Here is an 18,519-nt window from a genome sequence, read left to right as displayed (position 1 = left end):
GCTACTCAACCAAAAAAAGAAATATGTTCTCAAGCTTGCAGCAGAAATGAATATGGAAGTATACCAGACAAAATAAACATTCGATAATTGAATAAAATCAAAATAAATATTATCTCGTCATTGGTAGCGGAGTCGAAGCTTTTAGTATCATCACCCTTCGACTCCGCTCAGGGCGACACGAAATCCTAATTTTCCAATCTTCCAATTTTTCAACTTTTAAACCTCTTCAGTTCGGAGACATAAAAATCCGCTGCTGATAATTGAAATTCAGTAGGCTAAGTACCTCGCCAAAGGCTTCTGCAGCCTTAATTCTTTGCTCTTCGACTTGTTTCCCCATAAGTCTGCTCAGCAAGAGTCCATAGACTCCGTTAAGGCAGATTTGGATCTCGTTTCCGGGACTGACTCCGTCAGATTCCACGATCGCTTCCAGGATGAAAGGCTTTGCTTTGGAGTAGGAATTAAAGTAGGCGATGTCAGTCTTGAGGAGTTTCCAGTGAAGATTTGCAAGGTTGTCCACTAGCTCTTTGAGCTCTTTCAAATGGCCTTTTTCGAGAATTTCCTGACTTTTCATTTTCTCCAATATCCCCTCAAACCAGACTGTGATTTCCGCTTTTTCCTCTTCCGAAACAGGATAATGTGAAATAACATACTGGTTGATTTCATCCATATTTCCTTGATAGGACCGGATCAGATCCTCCATTTGGTACATGTAAATCAGGTATTCTCCGATGTTTTGGGATTTTTTCTTTTCGGCAATGGATTTCATGGAACAGGTTTTTGCGAGTCAAAGGTAATGAATGAACAAAAGATAGCTTCGCAGATAATCTTAAGAGATGGCTGTGGCGAAATATTTCGCGCAGCGTATCTCACGAAGTTTATTTCGCAAAGCATATCTCTCCTGCTAACCCTATTTCTCATTTGAGGTTACCTATTCATCCCCCTTTTTTTCCTACTTTTGCGGCACGAATACTTATGAAAAACATCAGAAATTTCTGTATCATCGCCCATATCGACCATGGGAAGAGTACATTGGCGGATAGGTTATTGCAAACAACCGACACGGTTGCAGACCGGGATATGCAAAACCAGTTGTTGGATAACATGGATTTGGAGCGTGAGCGAGGTATCACGATCAAGTCTCATGCAATCCAAATGAAGTACACCCACGAAGGAGAAGAGTACATTCTCAACCTGATCGACACTCCGGGCCACGTGGATTTTTCCTATGAAGTTTCGCGTTCTATTGCAGCCTGCGAAGGCGCGCTGCTGATCGTGGATGCCTCTCAGGGCGTGGAAGCTCAGACGATTTCCAACCTGTATCTTGCACTAAATCATGACCTGGAAATTATCCCGGTTTTGAACAAAATCGATTTGCCGGGAGCAGATCCTGAAGCAGTTGCTGATGAGGTGATTGACTTGCTGGGTTGCAAGCGTGAGGACATCATTTTAGCATCTGGCAAAGCTGGATTGGGAATTGAAGATATCCTCAAAGCTGTGGTGACAAGAATCCCGGCACCTAAAGGGGATCCCCAAGCTCCATTGCAGGCGATGATTTTTGACTCGGTTTATAATTCGTTTCGTGGGGTCGAAGTCATTTTCCGGATTTTCAACGGTACTATAAATAAAGGCGACAAGATCAAATTCGTCAATACAGGCAAAGAATACGAGGCTGATGAAATCGGGATTTTGGGTCTCAACCAAATCCCCCAGCAAACCATGTCAGCAGGCAATGTGGGGTACCTTATTTCAGGTGTCAAAGTGGCCAAAGAAATCAAGGTTGGGGATACAATCACGCACGTGAAGCGCCCTTGCGATGCTGCAATCCAAGGTTTTGAAAACGTAAAACCGATGGTTTTTGCAGGGATATATCCTGTCGAGACTACGGATTATGAAGAGCTTCGCTACTCAATGGAGAAACTTCAGCTGAACGATGCATCGCTGGTGTGGGAACCTGAAACTTCAATGGCATTGGGTTTTGGATTCCGATGCGGATTCTTGGGAATGCTGCATATGGAGATCATCCAGGAGCGTTTGGAGCGGGAATTTGACATGACCGTGATCACCACTGTGCCTTCTGTCCAGTTTAAAGCGCTGATGACCGATGACACCATTCAATTAATCAATGCTCCTTCGGACATGCCGGATCCCACCCGGATGAAACACATCGAGGAACCCTATGTGAAAGCTTCCATCATTACTGCTGCGGAATTTGTCGGCGCTGTAATCACCCTTTGTATGGATAAGCGCGGTCAGATCAAAAATCAGGTCTACCTCACTGCTGAGCGGGTTGAGTTAACATTTGATATGCCTCTGGCCGAGATAGTGTTTGACTTTTTTGACAAACTGAAGACTATCTCAAGAGGCTATGCTTCCTTGGATTACGAACTGATCGGCTATCAAGTATCGCACATGGTTCGATTGGATGTAATGCTCAATGGTGAGGCCGTGGATGCGCTTTCTGCGATCGTTCACCGGGATAAGGCTTACGATTGGGGCAAAAGACTCTGCGAAAAGCTAAAAGAGCTTGTGCCGCGTCAAATGTTTGAAATCGCCATTCAGGCTGCTATTGGACAAAAGATCATTGCCAGAGAAACCGTAAAAGCGATGCGTAAAAACGTTTTGGCTAAGTGCTACGGTGGTGATATTTCCCGTAAGCGTAAACTCCTCGAAAAGCAGAAAAAAGGCAAGAAGCGAATGAGGCAAGTCGGAAACGTGGAGATCCCTCAGGAAGCGTTTATGGCAGTACTGAAGTTGGACTAAATGATTTAAGATTTAAGATTTTTGATTTACGGACGAAAAAGGACTTCAACCCTGATATGACATATGGATAAGTATGTGATGCAAAGGAGAACTAAAAAATTTGCGGTTGATGTCTGGTATTTATGTTCAAAACTTCCGCATTCCCGTGAATTTAACGGGTACGTAAATCAAATCATTCGTTCCTCTAGCTCTGTTGGAGCGAATTATCGTGCAGCTGTTCGAGCAAAGTCAACCGCCGATTTTGTAAACAAATTAAAGATAGTAGAAGAGGAGGCTGATGAGGCTCAGTACTTTCTTGAATTGATTATGGAGGTACAGAAGGATCAAATTCTGAGTGGAGAGATAGAAAGGTTGAGAAAAGAGGCGGATGAAATCGTGGCGATTATTGTCTCTAGTATAAAATCAGTGAAATTGAAATAGGCTTCAACATATTCCGAAGACTTCGTAAATCGTATATCATAAATCAAAAATCAAATGGTACTGATTGATGGAAAAAAAACCTCCTCCGACATCAAAAACGAAATCGCAGCCCGGGTTTCGGAAATCAAAGCTGAAGGTGGAAAAATCCCCCATTTGGCCGCCGTTCTTGTTGGCAGCGATGGTGCAAGCCAAACCTATGTAGGAGCAAAAGTGAAGGCCTGTGAAGAAGTGGGGTTTAAATCCACACTTGTCCGGTTGGATGCTTCTGTTTCTGAGGAGGAACTCCTCAAAGCTGTGGAGGATATCAACAACAATCCGGACATCGATGGATTGATCGTTCAGTTGCCTCTGCCAAAGCATATTTCAGTGGACAAAGTCACCGACAAAATCCGGCCTGAAAAAGATGTGGACGGATTCACTCCTGCAAACGTCGGTCGGATGACTTTAAACTGGCCGGCCTATGTGGCGGCAACTCCCTATGGAATTGTTGAGTTGCTGAAAAGATACCAAATCGAAACTTCAGGAAAACATTGTGTTGTTATCGGCAGAAGCCATATCGTAGGCAGCCCGATGAGTATCCTGATGGCCAGAAACGGCTATCCCGGAAATGCGACTGTGACTCTGACTCACAGTAAAACTCAAAATCTTGCTGAAATTTGCCGAAGTGCTGATATTTTGATTGTCGCCATCGGAAAGCCTGAGTTTATTTCTTCAGACATGGTGAAGCCAGGTGCGGTGGTGATTGATGTGGGGATCCACCGGATCGAGGATGCGACCAAGAAGTCCGGCTTCCGGTTGATCGGGGATGTGAAGTTTGATGAAGTTGCGGAAAAAGCATCAGCTATCACTCCGGTACCCGGTGGAGTTGGCCCGATGACTATTGCAGCATTGCTTTTTAATACCCTTCAGTCGGCTGAAAAGAAGGTTTTTGGCTGAATTTGAAAAAAAGTGAAGAAATCCCTGATTCAGGTTTGCTTCAATTGGCTTGGATTTCTACTTTTGCAGTCCCTAACCGCGCACGTGGTGAAATTGGTAGACACGCCACTTTGAGGGGGTGGTGCCCTTACGGGTGTGGAAGTTCGAATCTTCTCGTGCGCACAAAGCCTAATCGATCATCGGTTAGGCTTTTTTGATTAATGGACTTTTTGGAGCCTGATTTTTAGTTACTTTTCTGACAAATTATCACAAATGAAAAACTCCATTAAAGCCGTCATTTTAGTCTTATACATTTCCATTGCATTTCAGGCTAAGGCTCAGACTCCTCAATTTCCGATTGTTCAGGGATTCGGGGGGATTTATGAAATACCGGATGCGAGCGAAAGGCCGGATCCAAGTCTGGAGTATAAAATAATCGTTGACCTATCTACAGGTGCCGAGGATAACAAAGAAATTTCCCGATGGGTGGATAACATTGCCCGAATGATGAATCTACACGGTTTGGCCGGGGTCCCCAAGGATAAAATCAAGGTAAAAGTCATCGTCCATGGCGGTGCCATTTTCACCCTACTCAATGATGATAATTACAAAAAGCGCTTTGAGGTGGACAATCCAAACCTTAAAGTATTCGAGGCCTTAAAGGCAGCTGGAGTAGATGTAATGGTTTGCGGCCAATCTTTAATAGCCCGAAATCTTAAAACTGGTGACCTTTGGCCGGGAGTGAGGGTGGCCCATTCCGCCCTGACCACGATTACTACCTATGTGCCACAAGGGTATGTTTTGCTGAAATTCTGACCGTCTTGGAATAGTTATTGGGCTGTGATAGGCTCACGTTAAAACACATGAGCTCCTTAACCTCAATTACTTCCACTGGTAGAAAAGTAGCCGCCGGTTTTTTTGTGGCTACATCAATTTTGATAAGTGTTGCAGCTTTAACCTATTTTACCTTAAATCAATTAGAGGAATCGGTTCGACTTCTGGCTCAGCCCAATCAAAAGTTGGATTTACTAAACAACCTACAGGCAGAGATTTTTAGAATTACAAGAATTGGCGGTGATAGCCTAAAAGCTGATGTGCGGGTCAATGACTCTACGATTTCCCTTCTTCAAATCAAGCTTGATAATCTGGACAATCTGGCTTCCGACTCCCTGGAAAAGCAAAGTGTTCAGACAATCCGTGATAATCTAGCCGTTCTCATCAACGGTTATGTGGATCTCTATGAAGTAAAAAAGAACCTGGCTACACGGAATTTCTCCCAAGAAGCGCTAAGCAGGGTGGAACTCGGCATAAGGCGGCGTGCCCAAAGTTTGGAATTCAGGCCTCTCCAGGAGCTGAATCCCAAAAATTACATTTATAACGAACTTCAACAGCAAACTACAAGTCGACAAGACCTTCAAACCGGAATCATTACCCGCGATGAGGACAAATTGGTTACTTATTTAAGAAGGCTTCAGGAGCAAAATTCGCAGATGAGCACCACCACAGAAGCTCAAAATCTGGATAGTATGCTATATTCTCTGAGGGGTGTGATCAGCAGGATTTATCGGGAGGAAAGTTCCCAAAGGCAAAAGTTGGCCATATTGGAAACCTCTCTTTCCCAAAAGCAAAATGAAATAGGCAGTACCATCCAAACACTTATTGGGGACCTTCAATCCAAGGCAATTTTTGCCTCCAATGCCCAAAGTAGCCAAGCCTCCGGATTGGTGTTTGAGGTTACGTTTTTCCTGATCATAGTAGTTATCATTGCTGTTTTGGGAACTTCCTTTCTGGTTTTTTCGGTCTTGAAGGAAATCCGGCTAAATCGAACTTACCAGGAAGATCTTGAGGTGTCCAGAAAAAAATCAGATCAACTAGCCAGATCTAAGCAGGAGTTTTTGGCCAATATGAGCCATGAAATCCGCAATCCACTCCATGTTATCCAAGGTTACCGAGCTATTCTTGAAAAATCAGATTTGGAGACAGAGCAAAAATCCCATTTAAAAATGATCGGATTTGCCTCTGATACTTTGATTGAAATTGTGGATGATATCCTTGATTTCTCCAAACTGGAAGCAGGAAAACTTAAACTTGAAAAGCACCCCTTTGATCCCTATGAGCTGTTTGGATCAATCCAAAACCTTTTTGAGCTCACTGCAAAAGAAAAAAAGCTGGAGTTTAATTGGAACCTGAAATTACCAGAAGATAATTGGCTGATAGGGGACGAGCTCAGAATCAAACAAGTGATGAATAATCTGCTCAGCAACTCTTTCAAATTTACCAAGGAGGGAAAAGTTGAAGTGGGGGTAAAATGGTTAATTAACCATCTGGAGATTGATATCAAAGATTCAGGAATAGGAATGAATCCTGACGAACTGAAAAAAGTCTTTCAGGAATTTGATCAGGCGGACACCTCCATTTCCAGGAAATTTGGTGGGACTGGTCTTGGGCTTTCAATAGTCCAGCGTCTGGTGAATTTGATGAAGGGGGAGCTTCGAGTCGAAAGTATTCCAGGGAAAGGAACTACCATGAGGATCAAGATCCCAATGGACTTGAGTCCCGTTATGGAAATTCGGGAGGCTCAGTCGAGCGCTGAGTTTATTGACCTGAAAGGTTTGAATATTCTTTTGGTAGATGATGACCGGGTAGGTTTACGCTATCTGGAGACTGTATTACTATACTTTGGTGCCAATATTATTTCTTTTCCCGGCGGTGTATCATTTCGAGACGAATTCCAACCGGTCCCTTTGGATCTTGCAATGATCGATATTCAAATGCCCGAATTTTCCGGATTTGATGTGGCCAAAGCAATAAAAAGCTTTAAAGTCTACAACGGCTTGCCTCTCCTTGCAATGACGGCCAACGTTTTTGTAGAGGAAAAGGAAAGACTTTTTTCCCAAGGGTTTGATAACCTGATTTTGAAACCTTTCCAGGAGAAAAAACTGATTTCAATTCTGGGGGATTTTTTCCCTGATCGACTCGAAGTGTTTTCTGAAGAAGAAAGAGGGGCGCCTTTAGCCTCAAATGAATTGTTCAGTCTTTCGGATTTGGAAAAGTTTTGCATGGGAGATCAGGAATTACTTGCAGACATTGTGCGGGACCTGATCAGGGATACAGAAACAGACCTTCAAAAAATTACCCGAGCGAGGCTGAATAATCGCTGGTCCGATATTCTTGAAATCTGTCATCAACTGGGAAGCAGACTGGGTCAGATCAAAAGTCACGCAGGTCCGATTGCCAGAAAAATCGAAAACAGTCTAAAGCTCAACAACCTACATGGGATTCAGGAAGTCCTTGTGCAATTGGATAAAGAAACGAAAAAAATGTTGACAGCATTGAAGGGAAAAGTAGCGGAAATGGCCTGAATTTACTCCAGGCCATATTTTTCCAATTTACTATAGAGGGTTTTTCGATCCATATTTAGAATCCGCGCCGCTTTCGATTTATTGAATCTGGTGTCTTGAAGTACTCTTTGAATCAGTTCTTTTTCCTGTTCTTTCCACTGTGACTTGTAATCCTGTGAAGTTGGCTGACTTCCCGGAGAGTTGGTGATGGAGTGAGGCTGAAAGGAGGAAGCTGCTTGTGCCGGTCTCTCAGGCAAGAAAGATGAATCATACAATTCCATTGGCAAAGCTTCCTTTTCAATTTTTTCTCCTGTGGAAAGCAAAACAGCACGTTTGATTATGTTTCTGAGCTCCCTGAGATTTCCAGGCCAATCGTAATTGTAAAAAATGTCCCAAACAGCAGGACTAAGCCCTTTGATGGATTTGTGGAGTCGGCTATTGCTTTCCTCCAAAAACCCTCCAACAAAGAATTCCAAATCAGCTTTCCTTTGCCTCAGCGGAATCGCATAAAGGGTGAATTCATTGAGTCTATGGTAAAGGTCTTCCCTGAAAACTCCATCTCCGGATTGTGAAATGAGGTTTTCATTAGTTGCAGCTATGATCCTGACATCGATTTCGATTTCCTTGTTGCCACCGATTTTCCTGATTTTTCTTTCCTGGATTGCCCTGAGGAGCTGGATTTGCACCTCATAGCTTAGGTTTCCGATTTCATCCAAGAATATGGTTCCTCCATTTGCCGATTCGAAATGTCCGGTTTTATTGTCCAATGCTCCTGTAAAGGCGCCTTTCACATGACCGAAAAGCTCGCTACCAGCCAGTTCCTTTGGCAAGGCTCCACAGTCAATTGCGATAAACGGGCCCTCTTTTCGATGCGAAAATTCATGAATCCGTTTAGAAATCAATTCTTTCCCAGTTCCGGTTTCTCCCAAAACCAAGACACTCAAATCCGTGGGGGCTACCAGTTGAATATGCTTTTCCAACTTTTCGGCTTCCTGCGATTCCCCGGTCACGTATGCGGATGCTGCATTTGATTTGGGAATTCTTGTAAATTCCTTTGGGGTGACGACAATTCTCTCTTCGATTTTTTGGGCTAATGATTCTTTTACTGTAGCCAACAATTCGTCAGGATTGATTGGCTTGGTGATGTATTCGAAAGCACCGAGTTTCATTGCTTTGATTGCAATCCGGATATCCGAATAATGCGTGATCAGGATAACCTGCAACTTTGGGAAATGGGCTTTTGCCCATTGAAGGAGTTCCATTCCTGTGCCGTCAGGCAATCTGAAATCTGCAATAATCAGATCAAATTTTCCCGTGTTCAGGATATTTTGAGCCTCCTTTACCTTAGTTGTGGTTACTACCTCAAATGAATTTTTTTCCAAAAATGTCTTAACAATTCTGGAATAAGTCAAATCGTCTTCAACTAACAGTATATGAGCCATCCTTTTTTTTGTTTAAGTTACAAAAGGAACAAAAAAAGCACCAGACTAGAGTCCGGTGCTTTTAAAATAAAGGGGATCTAGCAACTTACTCCTTTATTTCTTTTCCTTGTGGGTCGTAAGTTTTCCAAAGTTTATCGGCTGTACCGTTGTCAAAGGCTACTTTGAAAGTAACTTCTCCTTCAACACTTTTGATTTGCCAAGCTTCGGCAACTGGAAATTCTTTCAGCGTTTCGTCTCCCGAAATAGTCTGTTTTACCGGATCCGGCAATTCATCAGGCTTTACTTGGGTTTTCTCTTCCTGAAAAGATATTTCCATAGAATTGTTTACAACTTCAGCAATAGTGGGGGCGGCAAAAGCAGCACCTGCCACTATCATGGCGGACATTAAAATGGTCTTTTTCATGGTGTTTTCTAATTTTTGGTTTAGTTAGTTTTCAGAGTCCGGATTCTGAAATCAGAAACTTATTTTCCGATTGTGCTAAACCTTATGCGAAGGATGTGCCAAGGGAGATTCTGGCCAGTTTTAGGCGTTTTCTTTTAAAATCGTGCAGGATTTTTGGGGACGCACTCCCCGAACTGGGGAAGAAAAAAGACAACACTTGACAACTAACTACCGAAAAGAAGAAACCATCGGCATGCCATAGATAATTCTTCGAAAGAGAACTTTTTATCGAAAATAATTCTTTTGAAAAGACCTACCTTTGAAGTCTCAAAAGAACATTCGCCCCCTCCATGAGTGATGCTATAAAACATGAGTGCGGAATAGCCATGATTCGGCTACGAAAATCCTCTCAATATTACATCGACAAATACGGAACAGCTTCATTTGCAGCCAACAGGCTCTATGTTCTGATGCAAAAGCAGCTAAACCGGGGCCAAGACGGTGCCGGGGTCGCAAATATCAAAATCAATACCATGCCGGGAACCCGGTACATCAGTCGATACAGGTCTATTGAGCCTTCTGCCGTCAATGACATCTTTGACAAAATCAACAAGAAGTACAAGAAGGCAAAGAAACTTGGAGGTCATGATGCGCTTACAGATGCCGATTGGCTCAAAAAGAACATCGCCTTTACAGGGGAAGTTTGGCTCGGTCACCTGAGGTACGGTACCCACGGAGAAAACAGCATCGAAACTTGCCACCCTTTTCTCAAACAGAATAACTGGAGAAGCCGAAACCTGGTCATGGCCGGCAACTTCAACATGACAAACAACGAGGAACTTTTTAGCAAGCTTGTCCAACTAGGACAGCACCCTAAGGAAAAAACCGATACCGTCACCGTGATGGAAAAAATCGGACACTTTTTGGATGAAGAGAATCAGCGGATTTTCGACAAATACAAACACCAATATTCCAACGAGCAGATCACCCATGTCATCGAAAATGAGCTGGATGTAGCCAGGATTCTTCGCAGATCATGCAGGGATTTTGACGGCGGATATGCCATGGCGGGTATGATCGGCAACGGTTCTGCCTTTGTGGTAAGAGATCCTTCAGGAATACGGCCAGCCTTCTATTACGCAGATGATGAAGTGATCGTGGTAGCTTCCGAAAAACCGGCAATAAAATCCGCTTTCAACATCGATTTCAATGCCATCAAGGAAATCAAGCCTGGACATGCCTTAGTTGTCAACAAAGACGGCTCTTATTCTGAGTCTGAGATTCTTCCGGCCAGAGAGAAAAAATCCTGTTCTTTCGAGCGGATTTATTTTTCAAGAGGCACTGATCCTGGGATTTATCAGGAAAGAAAAAATCTGGGCAAAGCTCTGATTCCGCAGATTTTGAAGGCCATTGACTTTGACCTGAAAAACACGGTTTTCTCCTATATTCCAAATACAGCAGAAACTGCCTTTCTGGGAATGATTGAGGGATTGGAGGATTACCTGGTGGCTAAGCGAAAAGAAGTTTTCCTCGAAGGAAAACCTCACGTTGGTGACCTGGTTGACTTGTTGAGTTTTCGGCCTAGAGTCGAAAAGCTTGTCAGCAAAGACGTCAAGCTCAGGACTTTCATTACCAGCGATGATGAGCGAGACTCTATGGTGGCAAGTGTCTATGATACAACCTATGAAGTCATCCGCCCTGGAGTTGACACGTTGGTGGTGATTGATGACAGTATCGTGAGAGGTACCACTTTGGAGAAAAGCATCCTGACCACCTTGGATAAATTGAGACCAAAGAAAATCGTGATCGTATCCTCAGCGCCTCAGATCCGATATCCGGATTGTTATGGGATTGACATGTCAAGAATGAAGGAATTTATTGCCTTCCGGGCAGCAATCGCTTTGCTGAAAGAAAGAAAACTGGAAAATATCCTTGACAAAGTTTATGATCAATGTGTGCAACACCCACATGATTTTGAAAACTTCGTCAAGGAAGTTTATAGCAAATTTACAGATGAGGAAGTTTCCGCTAAGGTGGCTGAAATCGTCACCTCGCCTGAAATAAATGCGGAAGTTCAGGTGATCTTTCAGACAGTTGACAACTTGCACAAGTGCATCCCAAATCACACGGGAGATTGGTATTTTACCGGTGATTATCCTACTTCAGGAGGAACAAGAGTAGTCAACAAGGCCTTTGTAAATTACATGGAAGGCAAAACGGTAAGAGCCTACTAAAATATGATTATCCGCTACTTTGCTAGTAGATCAAAAATTGATGATTGTGCAGCGGATAATCGACCACAGACCACAGTCAACAGTCCACAGCTCGTGATTTTGAACTTCAATCCTAATTTTCTTTGATTTGTGGCAAAAAAACGGAATCCATTAAATGAAATTTTCCTTTTGGAAAAGGTGATCTGAACACAGAGGTCCTTTCCAAAAATCAAATCAAGGCGCAGAGAGCAATCTTTGCGCCTTTTTACATTTCTGGAAGTGGCATTGCTGCCAAAAGTTTTAATTTGGGGAGAAATAGAATTCTTGGAAAAATGGACATAAACGTACCCTTACTAAAGCAAATTTGTGAAATCGCCGGAGCTCCGGGTTTTGAAAAAAGAGTTAGAAATCTGGTCGTTGAGCTGGTTACTCCATTGGCAGATGAGGTGAAGACTGACAATTTGGGGAGTGTCATTGCGATCAAAAAAGGAAAAAGAAATCCCGATGGAAAGCGGGTCATGGTCGCAGCCCATCTGGATGAAATCGGCTTTATCGTCACCCATATCGATGAGCAGGGTTTTGTGAGGTTTCATACCCTTGGGGGATTTGACCCCAAAACTCTTACTGCACAGCGGGTGATTGTCCATGGGAAAAAAGACTTGGTCGGGGTAATGGGTAGCAAACCAATTCATGTGATGTCTGTTGAGGAACGAGCCAAACTTCCAAAAACGACTGATTTTTTTATTGACTTGGGCATGTCAAAGGAAGAAGTTGAAAAGTATATTTCGATCGGTGATCCCGTGACCCGTGACCGGGAGTTGATCGAAATGGGGGACTGTGTCAATTGCAAATCGATCGATAACAGAGTTGCAGTTTTCATTTTGATCGAAACACTGAAGCAACTTGAAAATCCTGCTTATGACGTCTATGCGACGTTTACCGTGCAGGAGGAAGTGGGAATCCGGGGCGCCAATGTCGCTGCCCACAGCATCAATCCGGACTTTGGAATAGCGCTCGACACGACCATTGCATTCGACGTGCCGGGAGCATTGCCTTACGAAAAAGTAACCGAACTCGGCAAGGGCACTGCGATAAAGATCATGGATGCTTCCACGATTTGTGACTACCGGATGGTGGAATTTATGAAACAGACGGCTACCAAAGAAGCCATTTCCTGGCAACCTGAAATCCTGACTGCAGGCGGTACAGACACCGCCGGAGTGCAGCGAATGGGTAAGCAAGGAGCAATTGCCGGAGCGATTTCCATTCCAACAAGACATTTGCATCAAGTCATTGAGATGGCGCACAAAAAAGACATTGCCGACTCCATTGCTTTACTTAAAGCTTGTCTGGAGCAAATCGATGGGTATGATTGGAGTCATTAAATCTGTTGCAAATCCAAGGTTAAGAGGCAATACCTCAGGCTTAATTATCTAACTAAACAATCCACTCTTTTTATGGCAATAACCAAAATCGTTTCAAAGTGGATAGGAAAGCTGGATTCGATTGAAGTTGAGCCATTTTTAGCATTTGGAAACGGGAATCAAATCTTTGTAAAAGGACGAGTAATTTCCGCTTACAAGCAAAGTCGTCCTTTGGCGAAAAATAATTGGGCTAAAAATATTCTTGCTACCATCAGACGATATTCAGTCGTTGGGATTTCAAATGTTAAGGTCAAAATTTCAATTGGCTTAGTAGAGTTTGTGGTGGAAAGTAATCAAGATGGGGTTTTTGAAAAATTATTTGGGGACCAAAATCCAGAGATTGAAAACGTTTATTTCAGAATTTTTGGAGAAAGTAAGGAGTTGGAAATTAAAAACCAGGAACTCAAAATAGATAGGATCCACTCACCGATCGGAGTCATTTCTGATATAGATGACACAGTACTGATATCCCATGCGACGAAAATTGGAAAGAAATTCTGGTTATCCATTTCCAAAAATGCCTACACGCGAAGACCGCTTCCGGGAGTTTCAGAATTTTATAAAAAGCTTACTAAAAATGGAGCTTACCCCATTTTTTATGTTTCGAGCAGTGACTGGTCCCTACATGATTTGATAAAAGATTTTTTGGCCTATCGGAATATTCCCATTGGCCCCATATTGCTGAAGGATAACCATATCAACCTCAAAAATATCTGGAAGTCCGGGGGAGGAAGTCACGATCACAAAATGGAGAAAATACGCATGCTTTTGGAAATGTTTCCAAGCATGGCGTTCCATTTGATTGGAGATAGTGGGCAGCATGATCCGGAGATTTACGAGGAGATTGTGCAAGAGTTTCCGGGGAGGATAAAGACAATTTTTATTCGGATTGTTAATCCCTCGCATGAGGAGACGGATCGGAGGGATCGCTTGAAGAAAATCCCAAATTTCCATTTTGTAAAAAATACAGAGGAAGCTATGGAAGTTTTAGCTCAAATTACCCAATTATAATTTTATGATTAATAAAGCAGTTTTGGTCTATAACCCCACTTCTGGAGATAATTATTTATCTAAAGAGGAAGTGCTGGAGCGAGTACATTTACATTTAGAGGGTTTTGAGATTTATGATTTTGAGATTTTGGGAGAGGATGTTACGGATAGACTTAAAGATTTTTTAACCCAAATCAAACCTAACTTAGTGATTATTGCAGGCGGAGATGGCACAGTTAAATTGACCACTTCATGTTTACCCTCCAGAATTCTTTTAGCCATTCTTCCTCTCGGATCAGCAAACGGACTGGCTAAATGCCTGGGAATCGGAAATATGGAGGATGGTTTAGAAGCTTTGCGAAAGTTGGACACCTTTCCGATGGATGCTGTCCTCATCGGAGATGAACTCTGTCTTCATCTGGCGGATTTTGGATTCAATGCCAGTATGATCCATAAGTTTGAACAGGGGGATTCCAGAGGAATGTTGGGTTATATTAAAAGCTCAATTTCTGAAGCTTTTTCTACAGTTTCCAGTCGTTACCGGCTTGAAATGCCAGAAGAAACCATTGAATTGGAAGCTAAAATGCTGGTCATCGCAAATGGTGAAGAATATGGGACTGGGGCTATCATAAATACTGAAGGAAGTATTGACGATGGTAAATTTGAAATAATTGCAGTGGAGATGAAATCACCCGGGGACTTCATTTCAATTACCAAAGGATTGATTACTGGCGAAAACCAAGAAAAACCAGCGGTAAGAACTTGGTCAGTCAAATTATGCAAGATTTATAATTTGGATCACGCTAACTTTCAGATTGATGGGGAGCTGAGAGGAAACCCAGCTTTAATTGAGGTAAAAATTAAAAAGGGAGCCTTTGATTTTGTTAGAAAATCCTGAATTTGTTGTATTCAAAAAACTCTTTAACCATGAATATTTTTGTAAAATTTTCAATTTCCATTTTGGCCATTCTTTCTTTTTCATTTATCATTTTAGATAAAGGTGAGCCAGCTAATCCTAAGGATGAATCCAAATGGAAAGTTATTTTCAACGGAAAGAACCTGAAAGGCTGGGTTCCCAAGATCCATCATCACGAAGTAGGTGACAACTATGCGAATACTTATAAGGTAATAGACGGGGCGATCGTGGTGAACTATGACGAGTATGGGGCATTTGAGGATCGATACGGTCACCTATTTTACGAAAAGCCATTTTCATCTTTTCACTTGGTTTGGGAATATAGATTCACTGACCAATGGCTGAAAGATGCCGCCAGCTACACTTATCGAAACTCCGGAATTATGTTTCATTCCCAGGCTCCGGAGACGATTCTGAAAGAGCAAGATTGGCCGATTTCGGTGGAGTATCAGATGTTGGCTGAGGAAAAAGAAGGTGTGGCCCGACCGACCGGAAATATGTGTTCGCCGGGAACTGATGTGGTTTTCGAAGGAAAAGTGGACCCGCGACACTGCATCAATTCTACTTCCCCCACTTTCAAATGGAACGAATGGGTGAAAGCCGAACTGATCGTCTATGGAGACTCCATTGTGCACCATTTGGTCAATGGGGATACTGTCCTGACTTATAGTCTGCCCCAAATCGGGGGAGGGGTAGCAAACCGTTTTGATCCTGCCATCAAAGTGGACGGTACTCCGCTGAAGTCCGGATATATCGGCCTGCAAAGCGAAGGGCAGGGGGTGATGTTCCGAGAGATTAAGATTCGGGAGCTTTGATTAAAATTAACCCTCCAAGGGTTTCAAACCCTTGGAGGGTTATAAATAAAAAATCCAGAGCCTCTCGACTCTAGATTTTTTGTGCAGCGTAAACCTTCGAGGTCTTCAAGACCTCAAAGGTTATCCCAGCTTCGCCAAACTTTCCTCCAGCGTCTTGATTTTGGCTTCTGCGTCTGCCTGCTTTTTGCGCTCCATTTCGAGTACCTGAGCAGGAGCTCCGGCTACAAAGCGCTCGTTGCTGAGCTTTTTCATTACAGAATTCAAGAAGCCTCTCGTGTATTCAAGTTCCTTTTGGATGTTTGCTTTTTCCTCCTCGATATTGATCGAGTCACCCATTGGGATAAAGCACTCGTCAGCTTTCACCACAAAGCTCATGGCATTGTCCACCTTTTCAGCGAATGACAAAGAAGACAGGTTGGCCAACTTGGTCAATACTGATTCAAAGCGATTGTACAATTCTGGATTCTTGGCATTGATGCTCAAGTCCAAGGCTTCTTTTGGAGACATTCCTTTGGATGCGCGTAGATTTCTCAACTGAGAGACCACCTCAAAAACTTGTTCGGCTTCTTCAATGATCTTTGGATCAAAGGATTTTGCCTCCGGCCAAGAAGCCAAGATCAGTGAATCCTGTACGGATCTTTCCTTGATCTGATGCCAAAGTTCTTCCGAAATGAACGGCATAAACGGATGTAAAATCTTCAGGATTTTCTCAAAAATTTCAACCGTCTTGTCGTACGTCGTCTGATCGATTGGGTGCTGATAGGCAGGCTTGATCATCTCCAGATACCATGAGCAGAAGTCGTCCCACACCAGTTTATAAGTTGCCATTAGGGCATCGGAGATGCGGAACTTCTCGAAGTGCTCGTTGATCTCGAACAGCGCTTGGTCAAATCGATTCTCGAACCACTCGATGCTTGCCGCATTTGCAGTACCGTCCAGACTCGGGTTAATTTCCCAGCCTTTCACCAGGCGGAAGGCATTCCAGATCTTGTTGGCAAAGTTTCTTCCCTGCTCGACCAGCTTGTCGTCATAAGGTAGATCATTTCCGGCAGGAGACGAGAAGAGCATGCCGGTTCTCACGCCATCAGCGCCGTATTGGGCGATCAGATCGAGCGGATCCGGAGAGTTGCCGAGCGATTTGGACATTTTCCGGCCCAGTTTATCGCGTACGATTCCGGTGAGGTAGACGTTTTTGAAGGGCTTTTCACCCAAATATTCATACCCGGCAATGATCATTCGGGCCACCCAGAAAAAGAGGATTTCCGGTGCGGTCACCAAATCATTGGTCGGATAGTAGTATTTCAGTTCTTCGTTTGGCTTACCTGTGGAAAAGACATCCGTGTCAAACACCGAAATCGGCCACAGCCAGGAGCTAAACCACGTGTCCAACACGTCTTCGTCCTGCTTAAGATCGGCAAGCGTGTAGTTCGTTTTGAACTGAGTATTTGCTTGAGTCAAGGCCTCCTCGGCAGACTTGGCAACAACAAATTCTCCGTTTGGAAGGTAAAAAGCCGGAATCCGGTGTCCCCACCAAAGCTGACGGGATACGCACCAGTCACGCACATTTTCCATCCAAGAGCGATACATGTTCTTGAACTTTGGCGGATAGAGTTGGATCAAATCGTCCATGACCGAGCTCAAGGCCGGCTTGGTGATTTCGTCCATCTTGAGGAACCACTGCAGGGAAAGCTTTGGTTCGATGACTGCGTCTGTACGCTCGGAGTGACCAACGTTCGATTTGTAGTCCTCGATTTTCTCCAGTTGATCGGCTTCTTTCAAGCGTTTCCCGATCATTTTTCTGGCTACAAATCGATCCTCTCCGACGAGAATCTGCGCTTTTTCATTCAGCGTGCCGTTGTCATTCAGGATGTCGATGACTTCCAGCTTGTGCTTGACACCAAGTTCGTAGTCATTTATGTCATGGGCTGGCGTCACTTTGAGGCATCCGGTACCAAATTCCATGTCCACGTACTCGTCTTCAATGATCGGGATGGCACGGTTGATCAGTGGAATAAGTGCTTTTTTTCCTTTCAGGTGGGTGAAACGAGGATCGTTGGGATTGATACAGATCGCCACATCCGCCATGATGGTTTCCGGACGGGTGGTGGCGATGGTCAGGAATTGATCTTCCGTTCCTTCGATTTTGTATTTGATGTAGTAGAGTTTCGAAGCGATTTCTTTCATGATCACCTCGTCATCAGAGAGGGCCGTTTGACCTTTCGGATCCCAGTTGACCATGCGAATGCCGCGGTAGATTTTGCCTTTTTTATGCAAATCCACAAACACGGAGATCACTGCGTCGCTCAGTCCCGGATCCATGGTAAAAGCCGTCCGGTCCCAGTCGCAGGAAGCGCCGAGTTTTTTCAGTTGCTCCAGAATGATTCCCCCATATTTCTCTTTCCATTCCCAGGCATACTTCAGAAATTCCTCACGGGAAATGGACTTTTTGTCGATTCCCATGTCCTTGAGCATGTTCACCACTTTGGTCTCCGTAGCAATCGAAGCGTGGTCTGTACCGGGAACCCAGCAGGCATTTTTGCCCTGCATTCTCGCACGGCGGATGAGCACGTCCTGAATCGTATTGTTCAGCATATGACCCATGTGGAGGACGCCGGTCACGTTTGGCGGAGGAATTACGATGGTGTAAGGTTCCTTGCTGTGATCGATTTTGGAGGAGAAAAGCTTGTGCTCCATCCAGTAACCGTACCATTTGGCCTCGGCCTGCGCCGGATCGTATTTGCTGGCAATAGACATACTTTGGGGTTTTTTCGAAGGGGCAAAAATAGCAGAAAAAGGGGACTTTGGGGGCGTTAAAACCAAGATAGTGACCCTGAGATCTCAATTTCCTTTTGCCAAAAACTGAACAATCCTTAAGATTTTGAGCAGCTGGACAAAGAATTC

At 43.8% G+C, this 18,519-nt stretch carries 14 protein-coding genes and 1 tRNA gene; 11 read left to right on the top strand and 4 right to left on the bottom strand.

The features are described 5' to 3' along the window. Positions 1-226 precede the first annotated feature (226 nt). Complete coding sequence (locus tag B0E43_RS25555) at positions 227-766, bottom strand: DUF4924 family protein (RefSeq protein ID WP_077346849.1); 540 nt, start codon at positions 764-766, stop codon at positions 227-229. Between the two features lie 206 nt (positions 767-972). Here B0E43_RS25555 and lepA point away from each other — a divergent pair, with 206 nt between their 5' ends. From lepA to B0E43_RS25525, 6 genes are all read left to right on the top strand, one after another. Next, positions 973-2,760, top strand: coding sequence for a translation elongation factor 4 (gene lepA, locus B0E43_RS25550; protein ID WP_168171886.1), 1,788 nt, complete (start codon positions 973-975; stop codon positions 2,758-2,760). Between the two features lie 63 nt (positions 2,761-2,823). Continuing rightward, positions 2,824-3,180, top strand: coding sequence for a four helix bundle protein (locus B0E43_RS25545; protein ID WP_077346847.1), 357 nt, complete (start codon positions 2,824-2,826; stop codon positions 3,178-3,180). A 54-nt stretch (positions 3,181-3,234) separates the two neighbouring features. Continuing rightward, positions 3,235-4,116 carry a bifunctional 5,10-methylenetetrahydrofolate dehydrogenase/5,10-methenyltetrahydrofolate cyclohydrolase gene (locus B0E43_RS25540; protein ID WP_077346845.1) on the top strand — a complete coding sequence of 294 codons (882 nt, stop codon included), beginning with the start codon at positions 3,235-3,237 and terminating at the stop codon, positions 4,114-4,116. Positions 4,117-4,194: 78 nt separating this feature from the next. Next, a tRNA-Leu gene (locus B0E43_RS25535) sits at positions 4,195-4,278 on the top strand. Positions 4,279-4,368: 90 nt separating this feature from the next. Next, positions 4,369-4,911 carry a DsrE family protein gene (locus tag B0E43_RS25530; RefSeq protein WP_077346843.1) on the top strand — a complete coding sequence of 181 codons (543 nt, stop codon included), beginning with the start codon at positions 4,369-4,371 and terminating at the stop codon, positions 4,909-4,911. A gap of 47 nt (positions 4,912-4,958) precedes the next feature. Continuing rightward, positions 4,959-7,457, top strand: coding sequence for an ATP-binding protein (locus B0E43_RS25525; RefSeq protein ID WP_077346841.1), 2,499 nt, complete (start codon positions 4,959-4,961; stop codon positions 7,455-7,457). Positions 7,458-7,459: 2 nt separating this feature from the next. Here B0E43_RS25525 and B0E43_RS25520 read toward each other — a convergent pair whose 3' ends face one another. Then, positions 7,460-8,878 (bottom strand): sigma-54 dependent transcriptional regulator, encoded by a 1,419-nt coding sequence (locus B0E43_RS25520; RefSeq protein ID WP_077346839.1) that lies wholly within the window; start codon positions 8,876-8,878, stop codon positions 7,460-7,462. Between the two features lie 85 nt (positions 8,879-8,963). Further along, positions 8,964-9,281 (bottom strand): hypothetical protein, encoded by a 318-nt coding sequence (locus B0E43_RS25515; RefSeq protein WP_139352653.1) that lies wholly within the window; start codon positions 9,279-9,281, stop codon positions 8,964-8,966. Between the two features lie 329 nt (positions 9,282-9,610). On the opposite strand from B0E43_RS25515, the gene B0E43_RS25510 reads away from it, so the two are divergent. The 5 genes from B0E43_RS25510 (at position 9,611) to B0E43_RS25490 (ending at position 15,618) form a co-directional block, all read left to right on the top strand. Beyond that, positions 9,611-11,494: an amidophosphoribosyltransferase gene (locus tag B0E43_RS25510; RefSeq protein WP_077346835.1), complete on the top strand. Its 1,884-nt coding sequence runs from the start codon at positions 9,611-9,613 to the stop codon at positions 11,492-11,494. Between the two features lie 311 nt (positions 11,495-11,805). Then, positions 11,806-12,858, top strand: coding sequence for a M42 family metallopeptidase (locus B0E43_RS25505; RefSeq protein ID WP_077346833.1), 1,053 nt, complete (start codon positions 11,806-11,808; stop codon positions 12,856-12,858). Between the two features lie 72 nt (positions 12,859-12,930). Then, positions 12,931-13,908, top strand: a complete 978-nt coding sequence (locus B0E43_RS25500) for a phosphatase domain-containing protein (RefSeq protein WP_077346831.1) — start codon at positions 12,931-12,933, stop codon at positions 13,906-13,908. A gap of 4 nt (positions 13,909-13,912) precedes the next feature. Next, entirely contained in the window at positions 13,913-14,785 is an 873-nt protein-coding gene (locus tag B0E43_RS25495; protein ID WP_077346829.1) for a diacylglycerol kinase family protein, read from the top strand. Between the two features lie 29 nt (positions 14,786-14,814). Next, complete coding sequence (locus B0E43_RS25490) at positions 14,815-15,618, top strand: DUF1080 domain-containing protein (RefSeq protein WP_077346867.1); 804 nt, start codon at positions 14,815-14,817, stop codon at positions 15,616-15,618. A 120-nt stretch (positions 15,619-15,738) separates the two neighbouring features. On the opposite strand, the gene B0E43_RS25485 is transcribed toward B0E43_RS25490, so the two are convergent. Then, entirely contained in the window at positions 15,739-18,372 is a 2,634-nt protein-coding gene (locus B0E43_RS25485; protein WP_077346827.1) for a valine--tRNA ligase, read from the bottom strand. Positions 18,373-18,519: the final 147 nt, after the last annotated feature.

The sequence above is a fragment of the Algoriphagus sp. A40 genome (genome assembly GCF_002002735.1).
Lineage (GTDB): Bacteria > Bacteroidota > Bacteroidia > Cytophagales > Cyclobacteriaceae > Algoriphagus.
The sequence above is the reverse complement of the archived record's forward strand: the minus strand, read 5'-3'. Positions and strand labels throughout refer to the sequence as shown.